At 44.0% G+C, this 18,475-nt stretch carries 14 protein-coding genes, 1 tRNA gene and 1 other RNA gene; 8 read left to right on the top strand and 8 right to left on the bottom strand.

Annotation, left to right across the window (positions count from 1 at the left end; all coding sequences use genetic code 11):
* Positions 1-82 precede the first annotated feature (82 nt).
* Both V6259_RS05940 and V6259_RS05945 read right to left on the bottom strand, forming a co-directional pair.
* Positions 83-793, bottom strand: coding sequence for an O-methyltransferase (locus V6259_RS05940; protein WP_341583717.1), 711 nt, complete (start codon positions 791-793; stop codon positions 83-85).
* Positions 783-1,514: a DUF599 domain-containing protein gene (locus V6259_RS05945; protein ID WP_341583719.1), complete on the bottom strand. Its 732-nt coding sequence runs from the start codon at positions 1,512-1,514 to the stop codon at positions 783-785. The genes V6259_RS05940 and V6259_RS05945 overlap by 11 nt, the downstream gene beginning before the upstream one ends.
* A gap of 179 nt (positions 1,515-1,693) precedes the next feature.
* Here V6259_RS05945 and V6259_RS05950 point away from each other — a divergent pair.
* Positions 1,694-1,778, top strand: a tRNA-Leu gene (locus V6259_RS05950).
* A 215-nt stretch (positions 1,779-1,993) separates the two neighbouring features.
* Here the strand turns inward: V6259_RS05950 and pyrC are convergent.
* From pyrC to ffs, 3 genes are all read right to left on the bottom strand, one after another.
* Positions 1,994-3,025 carry a dihydroorotase gene (gene pyrC / locus V6259_RS05955; protein ID WP_341583721.1) on the bottom strand — a complete coding sequence of 344 codons (1,032 nt, stop codon included), beginning with the start codon at positions 3,023-3,025 and terminating at the stop codon, positions 1,994-1,996.
* Positions 3,026-3,246: 221 nt separating this feature from the next.
* The gene (locus tag V6259_RS05960) at positions 3,247-5,097 is read right to left on the bottom strand and encodes a DEAD/DEAH box helicase (protein ID WP_341583722.1); all 1,851 of its coding nucleotides are present in this window, start codon (positions 5,095-5,097) and stop codon (positions 3,247-3,249) included.
* Positions 5,098-5,461: 364 nt separating this feature from the next.
* An RNA gene (gene ffs / locus V6259_RS05965) (signal recognition particle sRNA small type) lies at positions 5,462-5,558 on the bottom strand.
* Positions 5,559-5,785: 227 nt separating this feature from the next.
* On the opposite strand from ffs, the gene V6259_RS05970 reads away from it, so the two are divergent.
* The 4 genes from V6259_RS05970 to V6259_RS05985 all read left to right on the top strand — a co-directional run bounded on the left by V6259_RS05970 (position 5,786) and on the right by V6259_RS05985 (position 9,951).
* On the top strand, positions 5,786-6,649 hold the full coding sequence (locus V6259_RS05970; protein ID WP_341583723.1) for a 6-carboxytetrahydropterin synthase: 864 nt from the start codon (positions 5,786-5,788) through the stop codon (positions 6,647-6,649).
* A gap of 43 nt (positions 6,650-6,692) precedes the next feature.
* On the top strand, positions 6,693-7,106 hold the full coding sequence (hisI, locus tag V6259_RS05975; protein ID WP_341583725.1) for a phosphoribosyl-AMP cyclohydrolase: 414 nt from the start codon (positions 6,693-6,695) through the stop codon (positions 7,104-7,106).
* Positions 7,107-7,436: 330 nt separating this feature from the next.
* A complete protein-coding gene (locus V6259_RS05980) occupies positions 7,437-9,104 on the top strand; it encodes a methyl-accepting chemotaxis protein (protein ID WP_341583726.1) in 1,668 nt (555 codons plus the stop codon).
* A 61-nt stretch (positions 9,105-9,165) separates the two neighbouring features.
* Positions 9,166-9,951, top strand: a complete 786-nt coding sequence (locus V6259_RS05985) for a class II glutamine amidotransferase (protein WP_341583727.1) — start codon at positions 9,166-9,168, stop codon at positions 9,949-9,951.
* Between the two features lie 93 nt (positions 9,952-10,044).
* On the opposite strand, the gene V6259_RS05990 is transcribed toward V6259_RS05985, so the two are convergent.
* Genes V6259_RS05990 through V6259_RS06000 form a run of 3 tightly spaced genes read right to left on the bottom strand, consistent with a single transcriptional unit; the run spans position 10,045 to position 14,527 of the window.
* Positions 10,045-10,998: an isopenicillin N synthase family dioxygenase gene (locus V6259_RS05990; RefSeq protein ID WP_341583728.1), complete on the bottom strand. Its 954-nt coding sequence runs from the start codon at positions 10,996-10,998 to the stop codon at positions 10,045-10,047.
* Positions 10,999-11,057: 59 nt separating this feature from the next.
* A complete protein-coding gene (locus tag V6259_RS05995; protein ID WP_341583729.1) occupies positions 11,058-13,370 on the bottom strand; it encodes an ATP-dependent helicase in 2,313 nt (770 codons plus the stop codon).
* 14 nt (positions 13,371-13,384) lie between these two features.
* Complete coding sequence (locus V6259_RS06000) at positions 13,385-14,527, bottom strand: succinylglutamate desuccinylase/aspartoacylase family protein (RefSeq protein ID WP_341583730.1); 1,143 nt, start codon at positions 14,525-14,527, stop codon at positions 13,385-13,387.
* 186 nt (positions 14,528-14,713) lie between these two features.
* Here V6259_RS06000 and V6259_RS06005 point away from each other — a divergent pair, with 186 nt between their 5' ends.
* The 3 genes from V6259_RS06005 to V6259_RS06015 all read left to right on the top strand — a co-directional run bounded on the left by V6259_RS06005 (position 14,714) and on the right by V6259_RS06015 (position 18,428).
* Complete coding sequence (locus V6259_RS06005) at positions 14,714-15,913, top strand: ABC transporter substrate-binding protein (RefSeq protein WP_341583731.1); 1,200 nt, start codon at positions 14,714-14,716, stop codon at positions 15,911-15,913.
* Between the two features lie 112 nt (positions 15,914-16,025).
* Positions 16,026-17,759 carry an ABC transporter permease gene (locus tag V6259_RS06010; protein ID WP_341583732.1) on the top strand — a complete coding sequence of 578 codons (1,734 nt, stop codon included), beginning with the start codon at positions 16,026-16,028 and terminating at the stop codon, positions 17,757-17,759.
* A gap of 33 nt (positions 17,760-17,792) precedes the next feature.
* Entirely contained in the window at positions 17,793-18,428 is a 636-nt protein-coding gene (locus tag V6259_RS06015) for an ATP-binding cassette domain-containing protein (RefSeq protein ID WP_341583734.1), read from the top strand.
* Positions 18,429-18,475: the final 47 nt, after the last annotated feature.

Here is an 18,475-nt window from a genome sequence, read left to right on the forward strand (position 1 = left end):
CAAGAGGCGTATTTATAAAAAAGAAGCAAAAACCATAAAATACAGCATTCTAGAAGCTCGCTGCCCAGCAGGAAGGGAAATATCAGGAGAATTCGGTGTTTTTTCGTACTAGCGTCAAACCATCACCAATGGGAATCAAAGACAACTCGACCTCAGCGTCCTGATGAATGGTTTTGTTTAACTCACGTACCACACAGGTGTCTTTGTCATCAAACGCCTCGTCGGCCACATTGCCCCACCACAAGGTATTGTCGATCAATAGACAGCCACCAGGGCGCAGCAATTGCTTGGCTAAATGGTAGTACGCCAGTAAGTTCTTTTTATCCGCATCAATAAAAATGAAATCAAAGGTGCCCGCTTCATCCAGCAAAGATTCAAGCACTGGCAACGCCTTATCGCAATGAGTAGTGACGCGATCCAGAACGCCCGCTTCCTCCAAATAACGAGACGCAATGTCCAGCCACATCTGCTTCTTTTCAATCGCAACTAGTCTGGCATTGTCAGGCATCGCCATCGCCATCGATAAGGTGCTGTAGCCGGTAAAGACGCCAATTTCTAATAATTTTTTCGGCGCTTGCAGCTTAACCAGCAAACTCAACAATTGCCCGACTTCGGGAGAAAGCTGCATTCTGGCCATATGATATTGGGCGGTTTCACGTCGTAAGGCTTTTAATATGTCGCTCTCACGGACGGAGACATCGATTAAATATTGATACAACCTGTCATCAACCTTAACAGTACGGTTGGTGGGGTTGTCATGATCGGGTAATGGTTTAGGAAAATTAGGAAGCATGGGATTTAATAACGAGCCCTCGACTCAATGTTTTAAAAGTTTTTGATCTGAATTCTCGACGGTATAAAACAGCAACAACCATAACACTCGCCGCCATGCAGAAATATGGCCCAAGAAACCAAGCACTAAACGCCATGGAAAAATAGAATGCTCGCAACCCGTAATTAAACTGATTGGCCGCCAAACTGCATATTTGCGCCATATACATGGCATACAACTCCCGCTCACTATCTTCAATACCGCGTTCAGTCGCCAATGGCGCACTACCCACTAATACTGAGCAAAAATTATATTGTCGAACCGACCAAGTAAAAGTGAAAAAGGCATAGGCAAAAATAAGCACTAGCACAATGATTTTAAGTTCCCATTCTTGGCGACTACTCGGCGCCATTAAATAAAAGTCCGACAAGACTTCAAGCGCCTCACTGGAATACTTAAAGCCAGCAAATAAACCGGCAATAATCAGCAATGAACTCGAGGCAAAAAACAAACTACTTCTTTCTAGGTTCGCCATAACGGACGCATCAGCAATGCGATTATCACGCCTTAATAAGCGCGACATCCACGCCAGCCGAAATTGATGCAACACACTCACAAGACAAGGACGGCGCTTAGCGTTATAAGTCGCATAAAAAGCATAACCACCCCAACAGGCAATAAATACAAATAAGGTAACAAGATCAAGGGGGTCAAGAAGCGAAGAAACTGAGCTGCTTTCCATTTTGAAACTCTATCTAAAGGCGAATAAAAGAGGATCTTTATTAAATCACTTTTTGTGTGCTTTGTCCTTGCTAGGGCGGGCAATAGCCAAAAAGAAAGCCGTTGCTACCCACTCAAATAAAATTAAAAAATCTTGCATTACAGCTAGATATAAGTATTATGCACGCGTCAACACGACATGCGGATGTGGTGGAATTGGTAGACACGCTGGATTTAGGTTCCAGTGCTTCACGGCGTGAGAGTTCGAGTCTCTCCATCCGCACCATTTAATACCTCTCCTAGTAATTTCTTGCTCTGCTTTATTCATAGATCTTTCAATACTTTCAAAACAACTTATCGTCACCAGCCATGAATATATTTTGAAGATGCATTCAACCTTTGGCTAACACTCAGTTTTTCACATAAAAAAAGCCAAACCCATTACTGAACTCGACCTTTCTTTTCATTCTTTTCACTCTATTGCTTAGCGCCTTGCAGACACTATTTCAACTTCCAATTCACTTGCTTGCCAGCAAAGAAAGGCACAATTGAATCACCATTTGGCAAAACAATGCTATCAGGCACTTGCCACGCTTCTTTTACCAAGGTGACGGTTTGCGTATTACGAGGCAAGCCGTAAAAATCAGCACCATGCAAGCTAGCAAAGCCTTCCAACTTATCCAACGCATCTAGCTCATCAAATACTTGCGTGTAAAGCTCAAGGGCAGACCAAGCACTGTAACAACCAGCACAGCCACAATCTGACTCTTTACGATGCTTCGCATGTGGCGCCGAATCTGTCCCTAAGAAAAACTTAGGAGAGCCAGATTTCACCACGGCACGCAGTGCCTCTTGGTGAGTGCTGCGCTTTAACACTGGAAGGCAGTAATTATGTGGACGCATGCCGCCATCTAACATGTCGTTGCGGTTCAACAATAAATGCTGAGGGGTGATAGTCGCTGCAACACCATCACGGGCCGCCAACACAAAATCGGCCGCATCTTTCGTCGTAATATGCTCAAACACCACCTTTAGATTTGGTACTCTCTCAACAATATTAACCATATGCTGATCAATAAATTCTTTCTCACGATCAAAAATATCAATGTGCTTTTGTGTCACTTCACCGTGAATCAGTAACAACATGTCGTTTTCTGCTAACGCTTCAAATACCGGATACAATGATTCTAGTGAATTCACACCAGAGTCGGAATTCGTGGTTGCGCCAGCTGGGTACATTTTAGCCGCCAATACACCGGCCTTTTTTGCGTCCTGAATATCTTCCACCGAGGTTTTATCAGTAAGATAGATCGTCATCACAGGCGTGAAGGTGCTCCCTTCAGGTCGAGCCGCTAGAATGCGCTCTTGGTAGCTCAATGCCAACGCTGCTGTGGTCACAGGTGGCACAAGATTCGGCATCACCACCGCACGCTCAAAACAGCGCGCCGTGGCCGGTACGGTTTCTAGCAGCATGTCGTCATCGCGAAAATGTAGATGCCAATCATCTGGCTTGATTATAGTAATTTCGTTCATCACAGGCCTTTTGGTCAAAAAAAGAAAGCAAAAAGATTCTAACAGATTCACAACACAGAGACAGCGTAAAGCAGAGCATGGCTCTTTTCATACAGCTATAAAGACCTTCATCTCGTCAATAAACACCTTTATCCAATCATAAAAGCTTTTACCTAGCCATAAAAAAAGGCCGAGCAACATAATTGCTCAGCCTTTTTAAAATATCACGCTACAAAACAGGATTAGCTGTCTTTGCGAGGTGCTCTTGGACGACGATCACCACGATTATTATCGCGATTAGCCGGACGACGGCGATCACCAGAACCATTGCTACTTGGACGACGACGCGCTGGCGCTGCCGCAAGCTTGTTCAATGCATCCGCATCTTCAAGTTTAGCAATCTCAGAACGCTGACCACAAATACGAGTCTTGTTCAGCTTATCGATTGCTTCGGATTTAAGATTTGTTGGCAAATCAACCGTTGCAAAGTTTTCGTAGATTTCGATATGACCAATGTAACGGCTTTCGATGTCCGCTTCATTCGCAATCGCGCCTACAATGTTACCAGGCTTAACGCCATCGCTGTAACCAACTTGAACCACATAACGAGTCATCTCGGTATTTGGATCGTCTTTCAATGGCATTGCATCTTTAGTAACTGGGCGTTGCTTACGTTCACGTGGCGCGCGATCTGGACGATCACCGCGATCTCCACGGTCTGGACGATCGCTACGCTCAGAACGTTCGCGACGCTCTTGACGCACTTCCATCTCAGACAATAGCAAAGGCGTTTTGCCTTGTGCCATATGAGCCAAAGCAGCGGCCATTTTCAACGGATCAACTTCGTTTTCTTTCTGGTAGCTTTCTACAAGCTCCAAGAAGAAATCTAGGTTTTCGTTATCCATTGTGTCTGTAATGCGCTGTTTGAAACGACTTACACGCTGCTCATTAATATCAGAAGCAGTAGGTAAATTCATTTTCTCAATCGGCTGACGAGTCGCACGCTCAATAGCTTGCAACATACGACGTTCGCGTTGAGCAACAAACAAGATCGCAGTACCAGCACGACCAGCACGACCAGTACGACCGATACGGTGAACATAAGACTCTGTATCGTATGGAATGTCGTAGTTGACTACGTGACTAACACGCTCAACATCCAAACCACGCGCCACAACGTCTGTCGCAACAAGAATGTCGATTTGACCTTTCTTGATACGATCAACCGTACGCTCACGTAAATTCTGGCTAATGTCACCATTCAAGGCTTCACAAGCATGACCACGAGCCGTTAGCTTCTCAGCCAATTCAACCGTCGCCGCTTTAGTACGAACAAAGATGATCATGCCATCGTGTTCGCTCATTTCAAGAATACGAGTCAAGGCGTCTAGCTTATGCAGACCACTTACTTGCCAGTATTTTTGAGTAATTGTTGTTGCTGTCGATGTTTTCGTAACGATTTTAATTTCTTTAGGGTTCGTTAGGTGACGGTTAGCCACTTGACGAATCACTGCAGGCATCGTTGCAGAAAACAAAGCAATTTGACGAGTTGGTGGAGTCTGTTCAAGAACCCATTCAACATCATCGATAAAGCCCATGCGTAACATTTCATCGGCTTCATCAAGAACTAGCGCTTTAAGGCCATCTAGTTTTAATGTTTTACGACGAATATGGTCCATCACACGACCAGGCGTACCAACAACAACTTGAACGCCACGCTTTAGCTGACGAAGTTGAGTGTCGTATGACATGCCGCCGTAAATTGGCAAAACATGAAAATCTGGAAGATGGCGAGCGTACGTTTGAAATGCTTCAGCAACCTGAATAGCAAGTTCACGTGTTGGAGCCAATACAAGTAGTTGTGTCGTTTTGTCTGTAACGTCTATGCGAGACAGTAGCGGTAGCGCGAACGCTGCCGTCTTACCAGTACCCGTCTGCGCTTGCCCCAGAAGATCACGACCTTCTAGTAAATATGGAATACTTTGCGCTTGGATAGCTGAGGGTTGCTCATAACCGAGATCGGCAACCGCTTTAAGAACAGGGGCAATTAAGCCCAACGAATCAAATGTAGGCTGAATTTCAGCGTCAGACATGTAAATGTGTACCTTTTTTGGTGGGAGCAAGGCCTGTAACAATTTACATGCCTTAACGAAATTTTTCTGGATATTCTCTGAGGAAAACCTGATCGCGAATTATATACAATTTAAATAAATTTAGCCAGTATACAAAAAGCAGAACAGTTACTAGAGAACCCATACGTTCACGTATTGATGCTAATACAAAATAGTTATTTAAATACTTAATAGCCAAACATTATTTAAACAGAAGCATCACTTATGATGTCGACGTTAAACAGCTGCTAAAAACTTAAGTATGACAATCAAATATTAAAAACATCACTAATAATAAAATATTAGCATACGAGTAGGCGTTCAGGACTGGAGTATAAGGTGGCATCTCTACCAGCCGCACCTCGGCACACAAATCCATCGCTGTGGCTGCTTCCTTCCGGATCTGACCAGATTAACGACTTATTGTTGCGAGGGGACCAGCAGAGACACCATAAAGGAGGCCTGTTGACCTTGGAGCCGAATTATACGCAGCTATTATGAAATATCAACAACTTTTGCTTCGTTTTTCAAATGCTTAGCAAAAAAGCATTTTCGCCCACTGATTTAAACGCTTTATAAACACCACCCTACCCCTTGCGGGGTTTAAAATTAGTACCCGTTTCGCTATTTACGCTAATATATTCGCCATTATATTTATAGGAGTGACTGCTTGAAGTTGTTTGTTGAAAACCTGACCCATATTGACCTGTCTTACTTTGACGCTGAAAGAGGCCTTTTAGGTGAAAGCTGGCAAGCCGATATCACACTAACGGGCAAACTAAATGATGAAAGCATGATATGTGATTTCAGCATCGTAAAAAAACGCATTAAAAAATGGCTAGATGAAAACATTGACCACATGCTGGTTGTGCCAGCAGAGCATAAAAGCTCAACCATAACCACACTCAACAACAACCGAGTATCGTTTCAATTCAAACACGATGACGGTCGACACTTTCAGTGTGACGCCCCTACTCAAGCTATCTGCGCATTGCCAACAGACACAGTCACACCAGAAAACGCTGCGAGATGGATTGAATCTAAAATATTAGATTTATTGCCAGTCGAATTGGAGGCCATCAGCCTACAACTTTCATCAGAACGCATTGATGGTGCGCAGTATCAATATAGCCACGGATTAAAAAAGCATGCAGGAAATTGCCAGCGTATTGCTCATGGTCATCGATCAACCATTAAAATTTATCTAGATGGCATCCGCTCACCTTCTTTAGAGCAAAACTGGGCGCAGCGCTGGAAGGATATTTATCTAGGCACAGATGAAGATTTACTTGGCATTATTCAAAAAGAGAGCAAACAGTATCACCACTTTGCTTATGAAAGCGCCCAAGGTCTTTTTGAGCTTAAAATCGACAGCAAACAAGTCTATATGATTAATGAAGACACCACAGTAGAGTCTCTTTCTGCACACATAGCAGGCATATTGGCTACAGAAAACCCTGGCAAGCACCTCGAAGTTTATGCCTTTGAAGGCATTGGCAAAGGTGCTATTTCAGAAAAACAAACAGCAGAATAACTAATATCAACAGAGCTAACATCAATAGAACAGGAAACACAGCATGAGTTTGAAAGCGTTTGAAACAATGAACAAAGGCGAGAGCATCCCCTTAGAAGAGGTGCTTGCCAATTTAAAAACAGACGATGCCGGCTTAATTGCCACCATAGCCCAGCAGCATGACACCGGCGAAGTGCTAATGCTTGCTTATATGAATGAAAAGTCGATTCGTGAAACACTAGCAACAGGTCAAGTCTGCTACTGGTCGCGATCACGCCAAACTTACTGGCGCAAAGGTGAAAGCTCTGGGCATCGCCAAACCTTAGTTTCTATGTCATTTGATTGCGACGGTGATTGCATACTGCTGCAAGTAAACCAAAACGGCCCCGCTTGCCATACTAATCGTAGAGATTGTTTTTTCTTTCGAGTAAATGGCGATCAGGTCACTATTAACTCTGCACCAGAACAAAACGCCTAATAACATTCAAACGCCCCATAAAGAAGTGCACATTAAATTTCATTATTTTGCGCTTCTTTTTCATATAAGCTTTAAACACAAAACCAACCTGCCAAATAACCAGTTTGAAGACATTTCTTATTGAACATAACACTCCCGCCATTGAAAGACGTTATTACTCAGCGCCTTTCCTTATGCTCACAAACATTCTGTTCAGATTTCAACCAGATAGACATTCACTGCACACAAGCATTAAACTGATGAAAAGATACAGTTAACCCTCTATCTCTTGGCATATGTTTTGCTAAATATAAAAAACCATCGTCTCCATAATAACAATTAGGTCAATACATGCTAAATCTGTCTGTACGCTCTAAAATACTTTCTCTTATTGCACTGTTTTCGATTGTGATTATTGGTGTTAGCGTTAATTCCGCCATATCGAGCAAGACTATTTTTTCTGAACTTCAAAGACTATCCACACAAAACTTAGATTTGATGAGTAATCTAGAAAAAAGCCGTCAACTGTTACTTCAACAATCAGTCGAATTCGAGCGTGGTTTTTTCCAAGTATCCATTGCTAAATCAATGAATGGTTATGGCACCGAACAAATCAAAGCATCAGAAAACAATTTCAAAAAATACACGGCTGATTTAATGCTGAGCATTAACAATGTAAAAAGCATTTTAGCCACAATGCCAAAAAATAAAGACATCACTGAACTTTTCACAAAAATTAGTAGCTTAGAAGATCAGCAAACCTCTTTTCTTAAATCAAGCACAGAAACCTATGCTTGGTGGACTAAATTAAAAACGATGCAAGCAAACAAGTCTCGCCGTGCAGCAGACGCCAGCTTAAAGTCAATAAACACTCAAATGGCTGACATCATTAAAACCATTCACACTTACAACAACAAAGCCATGTTGCAGCAAGAAAGCATAATGAACAAAAGCACCTACGCTAGCGCGATTATCGCCGCTGTGCTTATTGTTGTTGGCATTATTATCAGCTTAGTGATTGTGAATGGCATCTGCGTCCCTCTTCGTAAGGCTGTTCAACGCGCAGAAGAAATCGCATCAGGCGAACTCGTACGAAAAGAGTCTCACTCATCGCGTAAAGATGAGATTGGCATGCTTGAAACAGCGATGGATAAATTGGTTTCTCAATTAAGCAGCATTATTAATGAAGTAGCACAATCAAGTAGCATGTTGACAAGTTCTGCTACGGCCTTAAATCGTATTACCGATGAATCGTCTGAAATGGTGGAACGCCAACAACAAGAAACATCGCAAATATCTCAAGCGGTACAAGAAATACAGGCGACTGCCATTCATGTTTCTGAATCTACCAGTGAAGCAAGCCAAGCAGCCCACGATGCTGAACTTGCAGCCAATGAAGGCGCGAAAATTGTTGCAAACACTATTGTCAGCATCCAAGAATTAGCTGAAGATATCGCCAGTTCTGCGACTATAATTAATGAACTGGAAACGAATACCAAAGAAATCAGTAATATTCTTAATGTCATTCTCGGCATTGCAGATCAAACTAACTTATTGGCCTTAAACGCAGCGATAGAAGCGGCACGAGCAGGCGAACAAGGTCGTGGCTTTGCCGTGGTGGCCGACGAAGTAAGACATCTGGCACAAAATACTCAGGATGCCACACAACAAATTGAAAAAATGATCACGCTATTGAACACTGGCACCTCTTCTGCGGTTAAGGCGATGACATCAAGCCATCAGCGTTCAACAGAAGCCGTTAACCAAGTTAAGCATGAGGAAACGTCATTAGAAAATATCAATTTGTCTGTGTCTAAAATACGAGATATGAACGATAGAATTTCCAGCACAGCAGAAGAACAAGCAAGCGTTACCTCAGAAGTTAGCCGCAACGTCACTAATATTACTGAGATTGCTTCTAAAACAACGGAGTCCATTCACTCTATCAGCGAATCTGCAGAGCAACTAGCCAATTTAGCGACTCAGCTTGCGACCAAGATTAGCTATTTTAAAATGTAATATTACATAGAAACAATAATCACAAAGGGGAACGCTCCCCTTTCTACTTTAGGAGATTTAAATGTGTCGTTGGATGGCGTATCAAGGTGACTCTGTATACCTTGAGTCATTATTATTTGAACAGGAACACTCTCTTATTCATCAAAGCCTTAGCGCAAAGAAATCCGAAGTGACAGTAAACGCAGATGGCTTTGGATTAGGCTGGTATGACGAACGAGACGAGCCAGGTTTTTATCATGAAATATTACCCGCATGGAGCGACTGCAATTTAAAAAGTCTCGCTAAACACATCAAAAGTGGTTTATTTTTCGCTCATGTTCGAGCCTCTACCGGTACTGCAACCAATCGTTCCAATTGCCATCCGTTTGGCTATAAAAACTGGCTGTTTATGCATAACGGTCAAATTGGTGATTATGAGACATTACGCTGGCAGTTAGACAGATTAATCCCTGAATATCTGTATAACGAACGACGTGGCGCGACCGACTCTGAAGTGATCTTTTTGCTAATGGTGGCCAATGGCTTAGAGAAAAATCCAGAAAAAGCCATTTCAGACACCATCTCTCAAATCCTTAACTTGATGGCACAAAGAAATATCACCGAGCCATTTCGTTTCACTGCTATTTTATCCAATGGCACGGAAATGTTTGCAATACGCTTCTCAAGTGACGATCACGCCCCAAGCTTGTACTGCAAAGAATTTGAAAAGCATATCGTTATTGGCTCTGAGCCGTTAGATCTTTCAAGTGATGGATGGGCATTGATTCCACAAGGCCATATGGCACGCATTAAAAACAATAAATACCAAGTTGAAGCCTTACCAAACCTCATGAAGATGACCGCTTAAGCGGCCATCTTCATTGTCTTTCTTAAAGCTTATCTTTGGCGTATCACCCTGACTCTCTTACTTTCACAATGACCTGCTCTTTATGACTGCGCCTTAAGCTTCTTTTTCACGATAAGCATAAGTCGCATCAAAGCGAGACTGAATCCAATCGCCACTTAATATCGGCTCATACTTAGCAGGCTTATCGGGTGATTGACAAGACTCAACGCAGACCACATTGGTTTCGTAATCTGGCTCTACAAAAAATGGAAACGAATAACGATGTACACCCTCTAGCGGAGACACCACTCGGTGCGCCGTAGACACGTATTCATCATTGGTCCAGCGCTGCATTAAATCGCCAATATTGACCACTAAGGCGTTTTCAATCGGCGTTGCATCAACCCAACAACCTTGACGATTTTTGACCTGCAATCCGCCAATTTGATCTTGCAACAATAGCGTTACACAACCGTAGTCAGTATGCGCACCTGCGCCATTATCGTGATCGTTTTGTGGGCGCGGCGGATAATGAATCATTCGCAGTACCGTCACATGGTCGGTAAAGCAACGTGTAAAAAAGTCATCTTCAAGAGACAAGGCTTGCGCCATGCTGGTCAGCACTACTTTTGCTACGTCAAAAGCCGCCACGTAATAATCTTGCAGCACTTCCACTGCCGATGGATCACTTGGATTTTGATTTGGGCCGTACATTTTAGGGTATTTGGCCACCAGCGGATGCGTGACAGGTAAATCCAACGCCATATCAAAGGTTTCTTTCCAATCCGCATGGGAAACTTCGTCTAACTGTTCTTCACCAATACGCCCATAACCGCGATGATTCGGGCTATTTTTGATATCAATAGCTCGCTTGACGTCATCAGGCTGATCGAAATAGCGCTTCGCTGTCGACATAAGCTGGTTAAACAAGGTCGCGGGGATACCGGTATTCACCAAGTAAAAGAAACCAATTTCGCGGCAGGCTTTGTCCAGCGCACCCACTTCTTCTAGGCGTATCGAATCATTACTGTGCGTTAGCTTTGCTAAATCAATTAACGGGATAGACACGGTTGGGTGCTCCAATTTAATCATTGTGTTTATAGGTGAACCAGCGGCATCTAAGCACACTAGGTTCGTGACGACAATTTCACCAGTTGAGTATGTTGTGGGTTAAATCGCTTCAACCCTTCTTCACCAAAATCGACAAAAATCATCCGTTTACCGTCGGCTTCCTGACGCACAACTACCCCTTGACCAAATTGATCATGGCGTACCTTATCGCCGGACTGTAAGCCTTTATTGTTATCGCTCATTTGATGGCGAAACACCAGATTCGGAGAAGGCGTCACACGACTCAAATAACGCTGAAACAAGGTGCCTTTCTCTGTATCGATGGGTTCTTCGCTGGCGCCTTCATGCCACAGCTGAGTAATTTTACTGACCGCATAAGGCTGCGCTTCAAACACAAAACGCGACAGCGCAAGATTTTTTAAGGCCGCGCGCGGAATGTCGCCACGTTTCATTTTTTTACTTTCTTCTGGTGTCGGTGTTTCTAGCAACACCAGCTTTTGCTTAGCACGGGTAATCGCCACATAAAACAAACGCCGCTCTGAGGCCATCTGACTGGCGGCTTTTTTATCAATCGCACTCAAATCTTCATCGTAATACGGGAAGCGCCCTTCTTGTAAACCAGACAACAACACCAAATCGAATTCCAGCCCTTTAGACTTATGGATCGTCATTAGGTGAATGCCGCGCGCATCATCCGCTTGCTTTTCATTCAGCGTCGCCAGTTGCGTTAAGACACTTTCGGCGTCGCCGCCCACGCCACGCACATACGCCATAAAGGCATCACAGGTGGCGATTTTTTCTTGAGTTTGTATGTCTTTGTTACTGGTGCTTTCGAAATAGCGATAAATCCCCAGTTTTTCGAGAGTATGCGCCAAACCTTGTGCCGGGTCCGAGCGATAAATACTCAAGCTGCGCAGCCAATCGGCGCGCTCATAAAGCTTTTTAGCCCGCCAACCTTCACTTTGCTCCGCCATGGTTTCGATAATTTGCGGCAATAAATGCGGCGATTGCCTTGCTTGCTGGATCAAGGTATTTCGCTGCGCTACCGAGCCACCAAGACTTGGCACACTCAATAAAAAATCCACATCGTCACGACGAAAAAAGAGCGCCGGTTTTTCTAATGCGCCTGCTATCACGGCGAGATACGCCATCAACATGCGTATTTGTCGATTCTCCAACAGCGGCGAATCGCCATGTAATTGGTAAGGTACGCCCTTGTGCATCAGCGCCAGCTGCACCGGTACCATGTCACTGTACAAACGCACCAAGACCGCCGATTCATTTAAGGCGCGACCGGATTCTACCCACGCTTTTAACTCACCCAATAAGGCTTTGCCTGTTTTCGGCGCGCGCGCGAAGGACACTTGTGTGCTCTTCCCTTCTCCAATCACCAAGGCGTCTGGGTCATTTTCGCTGATCACACTCGACGCCATCAAACCGATTGCATGACCAAAACGAAAACTACTACTCAAGGGATACGTTTCCACCGCAGGGAAATCACGATCAAACTGACTCGCCATAATCTCCGGGCTGGCACCGCGCCATTCATAAATACACTGCTGCACATCCCCTACAATCATCCACTGGCAAGGCGCCGGATAAAGGATTTTGAGCAATTCGTACTGACAGGGATTAATGTCTTGAAACTCGTCAATCAAGAGATAACGAAAGTTCGGCACAAAACCGTGAACTTGATGACGTTCTGCTTCATCAAGGTCTAATAACAAGGCATAAGGATCGGCCAATAGATCCGCAAAGAAACGCACGTTATTGCGTTTTCGCAGGTCTTCAAGCTCATCGTACAAAGCAGGAAAGAACTGCCGCTCTTTTGACCAACCAAGGGATTCAAACACCACACTGGCTGAGGTCGCAGAGGCCTTCACTTGATCAATAAACAATAAGACGTCTTCCAGCCAATCCTTTTCGTCTTGTAAGGTGATTTTTTCCCCTTTGCGTACCAAGCGATTTAACGCTTCACGCAACATTTTCACCAAGCTAAAGTCGTCCGTTAGCAATTTAGCATTGGGCAACCAAGCTTGCTGCTCCAAACGCCGACAAAGCTTTAAGCCAAAACCATGAAAGGTCATCACACTGGGGGAACGCATATGACCAGTGTTGTTTAAATGCTGGCTTAAGCGCTCACTAAATTCTTCTTGAGCGCTTTTGTTGAACATAAATACACCAATTTCAGACGCATCGACGCCCTGCTCAAGCAAAAATTCTATACGCGAAATCAAGGTGGTTGTTTTACCCGCCCCAGCCACCGCAATGACTTTGGCCGGTGAGCTAATATTGTGCTCTACCACAGCAAGCTGCTCGGCCGTCAATTGGCGTGGCGCCACTTGCTGATCTATCAAAGTCTCATCCATCAAAATACGTTTGCCTAGTCTTCAAATAAGTTGCCGATCTCACGAAACGCCAGATGCTCACGACCTGCAATTTTTGCGATCGATTCACCACGCACCACCAAACGACGCTGTACACGAGCAAAAAACACACCATCGGCTCGGGCCACCAACGGGTAACGAGACGCATCGACATCGTCGGCCATTAAGTCCACTACCTCACCAATGACTTCACCCGCTTCCACCGTATCACCAATGTTTTTACGATAACAAACAATGCCGGCGCTCGGCGCCTTTACCAAATCCATTGCGTCTAATGGGTAATACACCACGGCGCTGTCATCGATCACAGACGCCTCACCAGCAATCACGTTGCGTAACATTAAATACGCAAACAATGCCTGTGCATCTTGAGTGGCGTATTCGTCCGATATGTCATTTTCGCCTCGTAACTCAACGGTTAGAGAACGACAGCCCCAAGGTATTAAATGAGCGTAGTCAGATTTAAGTGTTCGCCATACGCTAACATTGGTTTCATCAAAAGACGCCGCACCTGTTTCTAATTCAGACAAGCCTACTTTTGCACCCAACAACGCCAACAACGGTTTAAAATGCTCTTCAAATTCTTGCGCTACGTACGCGTGCATGCTCGCTTCACCAGAACAATGCAGATCCAGCACTTCATCCGCATCCATAGACAAGGCCAGTAACGTTTTCTTCATGCCTTGTAATTCGGTGTTTTCCGGCAGCGCAGCCAACTCTTGAGCCATGATTGAGCGCACCAAAGAGACATTTTCTTGGCCATCTGCACTGACTTCGCCTTTAAGACGCTTTTTTACTTTCTCGCCAAGCTGAGGCCAGTTGCGGTTAAAATTACCGCCACCATCAGAAAATGCAAAACGACCAGGAATATAGCCATGGAAATTTTGTGCCAAGCCTATCGGATTCGCCACAGGAACGATAATAATCTCTCCTTGAATCAAACCCTTCTCATCGGCGTCTTTAAGCAACTTGATCAAACTATTAAGCACCAAAAAACCCGGCCACTCGTCGGCATGAAGCCCAGCTTGTAAATACACTTTAGGTCGTGCACCTTGCTCGCCAAAATGATGCGCCTTAAGAATTCGCTGAGTACCCAATGTTGCACTCGGTAAAGTATGGGAATAAATTTGATATGACATAATAACTCGTATAGTTCGGTGAAATACGCGCCCACATTGAACAGGCAACAGAGCAGGCAACATGGTACGCTAAAACATATCTATAATAAAAACTTCTCAGTATTAAAAAATACTGTAATAAATGACCACTCTACTACGTCTATATAGTATTCACTGTCATATAAGCCATCATTAAGGAAGAAAGGAATGCTCAAATCTTTGATCGCCGCATCAATAAGCGGTGCTTTATTATTCACCAGCATCCACGCACAAGCTGATTGGCAAGACACGCTAAAAGAAGCCAAAGGCCAAACGGTCTATTTTAATGCTTGGGGTGGTGCGGACAATATAAACGATTATATTCGCTGGTCTGCTAAACACATCAAAGAGCAATACGATGTGACCCTCAAACAAGTAAAACTGACTGACACATCTGATGCGGTGAATCGCGTTCTAGCCGAGAAAGCAGCCGGTAGAAATACCGATGGCTCGATTGATCTTATCTGGTTAAACGGTGAAAACTTTCGCGCAATGAAAGACAACAACCTTCTTTATGGCCCATTCAGTACCGAGTTACCAAACTATAAAAAATATGTGAATGAGCATGCTCGACAAAGTATTACTCGTGATTTTGGCACTCCTGTCGATGGCATGGAATCCCCTTGGGGAATGGCCCAAGTTATTTTCATGTATGATACCGCCACATTGAAAAATCCGCCCAAATCCATGCCAGAATTGCTCGCTTATGCGGAACAACATCCTGGGCGAATTACTTATCCAGCACCGCCGCAGTTCCTTGGTGTCACATTTTTAAAGCAAGCTTTGTATGAACTAACACCCTATAAGCAAGCACTTTCTCAGCCTGTCGATAAAGCCGATTTTCAGAGAGTCACAGCGCCATTATGGGCATACTTAGATAAACTCAACAAAGTAGCATGGCGTCATGGCGTAATCTTTCCCACTGATTCCTCCCAAATGATTCGCTTACTGGATGATCAGGAAATTGATGTGGCACTAAGCTTCGATATTTCTGCCGCCTCTGTTCAAATTCAACAAGGCAATTTACCTGACACGGTTCGCTCATACGTTTTCACCAAAGGCACTATAGGTAACACACATTTCCTTGCTATCCCTTATAACAGCAGCGCCACTGCAGGCGCTGAAGTCGTGGCAAATTTCATGCTGTCTCCTGAAGCACAAATGCACAAGCAAACTCCCACTGTATGGGGTGACTTAAGTGTATTGTCATATGATAAATTGTCGCCAGCTGACCAAAAGAAATTTGATGCAATACCACGAGGCATCGCGACTCTTAGCATAGCCGAGCTTGGAAAAACCTTACCCGAACCTCATAGCAGTTGGGTAAAACCTCTTGAGCAAGAATGGCGAAAACGCTATGCACAATAGTGAGTAGTGTTTCGTATGATTTCTTGTTACTGAATTGAAGTACTGTTAACGCTTTATTAAGCAATATTTTGTAATCAACCATGTAATCTAAAAGTAGAGTATGTAACCCCGAATGCCATTAAAAAGCGTACGATTTATCACTTGGTTGGTCGCAATATTGCTTGCCGTTCCAGTTCTTATTGGATTAATTGGCACATTATTACCCGCGTTTCACTATTTCCCACCACTTGGCGAATACCATGTTACCTTCGCGGCTTGGATCAGCTTACTTCATAGTAGCGAGTTTTATTCAAGCTTAAAGCTGACCCTAGCCACTGGGATTATTTCACCCATTATTGCGTTATGGATGGCTTTGTCTTTATTAGCCTGGGGATACCAACGACCATTTTTTCAAAAAATTGAAAATCTGTTGGCACCAATACTCGCTATACCACATGCCGCCATCGCCATAGGATTACTTTTTTTACTGAGTCCATCTGGTTGGCTTATGCGCCTATTTAGCCCTTGGTTAACAGGCTTTGATCGTCCACCTAATTGGATTACCGTTCAAGATCCTTATGGCTTATCTTTAATCTTCGCCATCATAATGAAAGAAATGCCTTATTTACTGTTCATTATGTTGGCAAGCTTGCATGCGATTGATGCGAGAAAAACACTCGAAGTATGCCAAACACTGGGCTACAAGCGTTTGACGATATGGCGAAAGGTACTCATCCCACAACTTTACCCAATTATTCGCATGCCTATTTTTATTGTTATTGCGTTTAGCCTCACTGTCGTAGATCTAGCTCTTGTTATTGGCCCAAACACCCCATCGACTCTTGCTGTCACCTTATTTCGTTGGTTTAATGACCCATCATTATCTAAACGCTTTATTGCCAGCGCCGGCTCAATTGCATTGGTTCTGGTTATTGCTTTCGTCATATTTGGTTGGGAGATGGCTCACTACTTTTTCACTCGACTCACCAAAGCCGAACGCAGTAATGGCAAACGTTCGGGGCCAACAGACTACTTTCTGCGCTTGGGCGTGGTATTAGGCCTCATCACCTTATCAAGTGCTTTTGTTTCCCTTGTCATACTACCCATTTGGTCGCTAACACGTCGCTGGCGCTTTCCTGATGCTTTACCGGCGTCATGGACACTAGACAATGTCCAACACGCTTATCCGTTACTTTTAGAGCTGTCTAGCAACACACTCATAATCGCTATTGTCGCGACCGTTATTGCCTGCCTAATGAGCGCGCTCATGCTAGAAACTAAACGTCTCTCAAAGACAGCGAAAAACCACCCTTTTGATTGGCTCATTTATGTTCCTATTTTATTGCCGCAAATTGGTTTTTTGTTTGGGCTGCATATACTGCTAATTCAAATCAATCTAAACGGGACACTCGTAGCGATTATTGGCCTACACCTAATGTATGTTTTACCCTATGTGTATTTGTCATTAAAAGGCCCTTACTTAGCGTATCAAGAAGACTACCTAGTGCAGGCTAATCGCTTAAATAATCGACCTTGGCGTAACTATTTTTTCATCAAGCTCGCCATGCTCAAACCAGCAATACTCACCGCTTTCGCCATCGGCTTTTCAGTGAGTATCGCCCAGTATTTGCCCACTCTCATTGCAGGTGATGGACGATACAGCACACTCACCACAGAAGCGGTGGCACAAGCGGCCTCCGGCGATAGAAAACAAGTTGGGAGCATGGCATTACTACAAGCATTCTTCCCCGTTTTCATATTCTGGCTAGCTCACGCCTTACCGCCGCGCTGGACAAAATGGCGCCTATCTATCTATTTACGTATCAAAAAGTGTTACAAACAAATTCCTAAACAATCGTTAAAATGAACAACGTACATCATGCAGCTCACGGGAGAGAATGTGCTCATTATTAAAAATTTTTCGTTGTCATTAGCGAATAAAAAACTAATAACAGATCTCAATGTAACAATAGAAAATGGACAAGTGGTTTCTATAATGGGACCCAGTGGCATTGGTAAATCGAGCTTATTAGGTTTTTTAAGCGGCACCTTGTCTTCTGGGCTCAACGCCCAAGGAGAAGTATTTTTAAACAATGTTGCGATTCATAATAAGAAAGCGCAAGACCGTCGAGTTGGATTACTTCAACAAACACCCTTGCTATTCCCACATATGAGCATTCTAGAAAACCTTAGCTTTGCTATCCCTGCTAGAGTAAAAAAATGCGATCGACTCGAGCTCGCTTTTGAGGCGTTAGAAAAAGTAGGTATTAAAGACAAGGCAAATGCCACTCCAGAGCAACTTTCCGGTGGTCAACAAGCGCGTGTTGCGTTGCAACGCACGCTACTGTCTGAGCCTAAATTTCTTTTACTTGATGAACCTTTTAGCAAGCTTGACCCTGCATTACGTCGTGATGTGCGAGCTTTTGTATTGGATGAAATTCGTAAAGCCAACATTCCAGCCCTACTCGTCACCCACGACGCCGAAGACGCCAAAGCCATGGAAGGGTCTTGTATTAATTTAGACGCACCAGAGTAACCACAGAAAGCAGAAAGCAGAAAGCAGAAAGCAATTAGAGTATTAGT

It is taken from the genome of Marinomonas sp. TI.3.20 (assembly GCF_038155025.1).
GTDB lineage: Bacteria > Pseudomonadota > Gammaproteobacteria > Pseudomonadales > Marinomonadaceae > Marinomonas > Marinomonas flavescens.

What these genes read in the sequence shown, in the direction of transcription:
- V6259_RS05940 (WP_341583717.1), bottom strand. Translation starts at nt 793, where the DNA reads ATGCTTCCTAATTTTCCTAAACCATTACCCGATCATGACAACCCCACC.
- V6259_RS05945 (WP_341583719.1), bottom strand. Translation starts at nt 1,514, where the DNA reads ATGGAAAGCAGCTCAGTTTCTTCGCTTCTTGACCCCCTTGATCTTGTT.
- pyrC (WP_341583721.1), bottom strand. Translation starts at nt 3,025, where the DNA reads ATGAACGAAATTACTATAATCAAGCCAGATGATTGGCATCTACATTTT.
- V6259_RS05960 (WP_341583722.1), bottom strand. Translation starts at nt 5,097, where the DNA reads ATGTCTGACGCTGAAATTCAGCCTACATTTGATTCGTTGGGCTTAATT.
- hisI (WP_341583725.1), top strand. Translation starts at nt 6,693, where the DNA reads ATGAGTTTGAAAGCGTTTGAAACAATGAACAAAGGCGAGAGCATCCCC.
- V6259_RS05980 (WP_341583726.1), top strand. Translation starts at nt 7,437, where the DNA reads ATGCTAAATCTGTCTGTACGCTCTAAAATACTTTCTCTTATTGCACTG.
- V6259_RS05985 (WP_341583727.1), top strand. Translation starts at nt 9,166, where the DNA reads ATGTGTCGTTGGATGGCGTATCAAGGTGACTCTGTATACCTTGAGTCA.
- V6259_RS05995 (WP_341583729.1), bottom strand. Translation starts at nt 13,370, where the DNA reads ATGGATGAGACTTTGATAGATCAGCAAGTGGCGCCACGCCAATTGACG.
- V6259_RS06000 (WP_341583730.1), bottom strand. Translation starts at nt 14,527, where the DNA reads ATGTCATATCAAATTTATTCCCATACTTTACCGAGTGCAACATTGGGT.
- V6259_RS06005 (WP_341583731.1), top strand. Translation starts at nt 14,714, where the DNA reads ATGCTCAAATCTTTGATCGCCGCATCAATAAGCGGTGCTTTATTATTC.
- V6259_RS06010 (WP_341583732.1), top strand. Translation starts at nt 16,026, where the DNA reads ATGCCATTAAAAAGCGTACGATTTATCACTTGGTTGGTCGCAATATTG.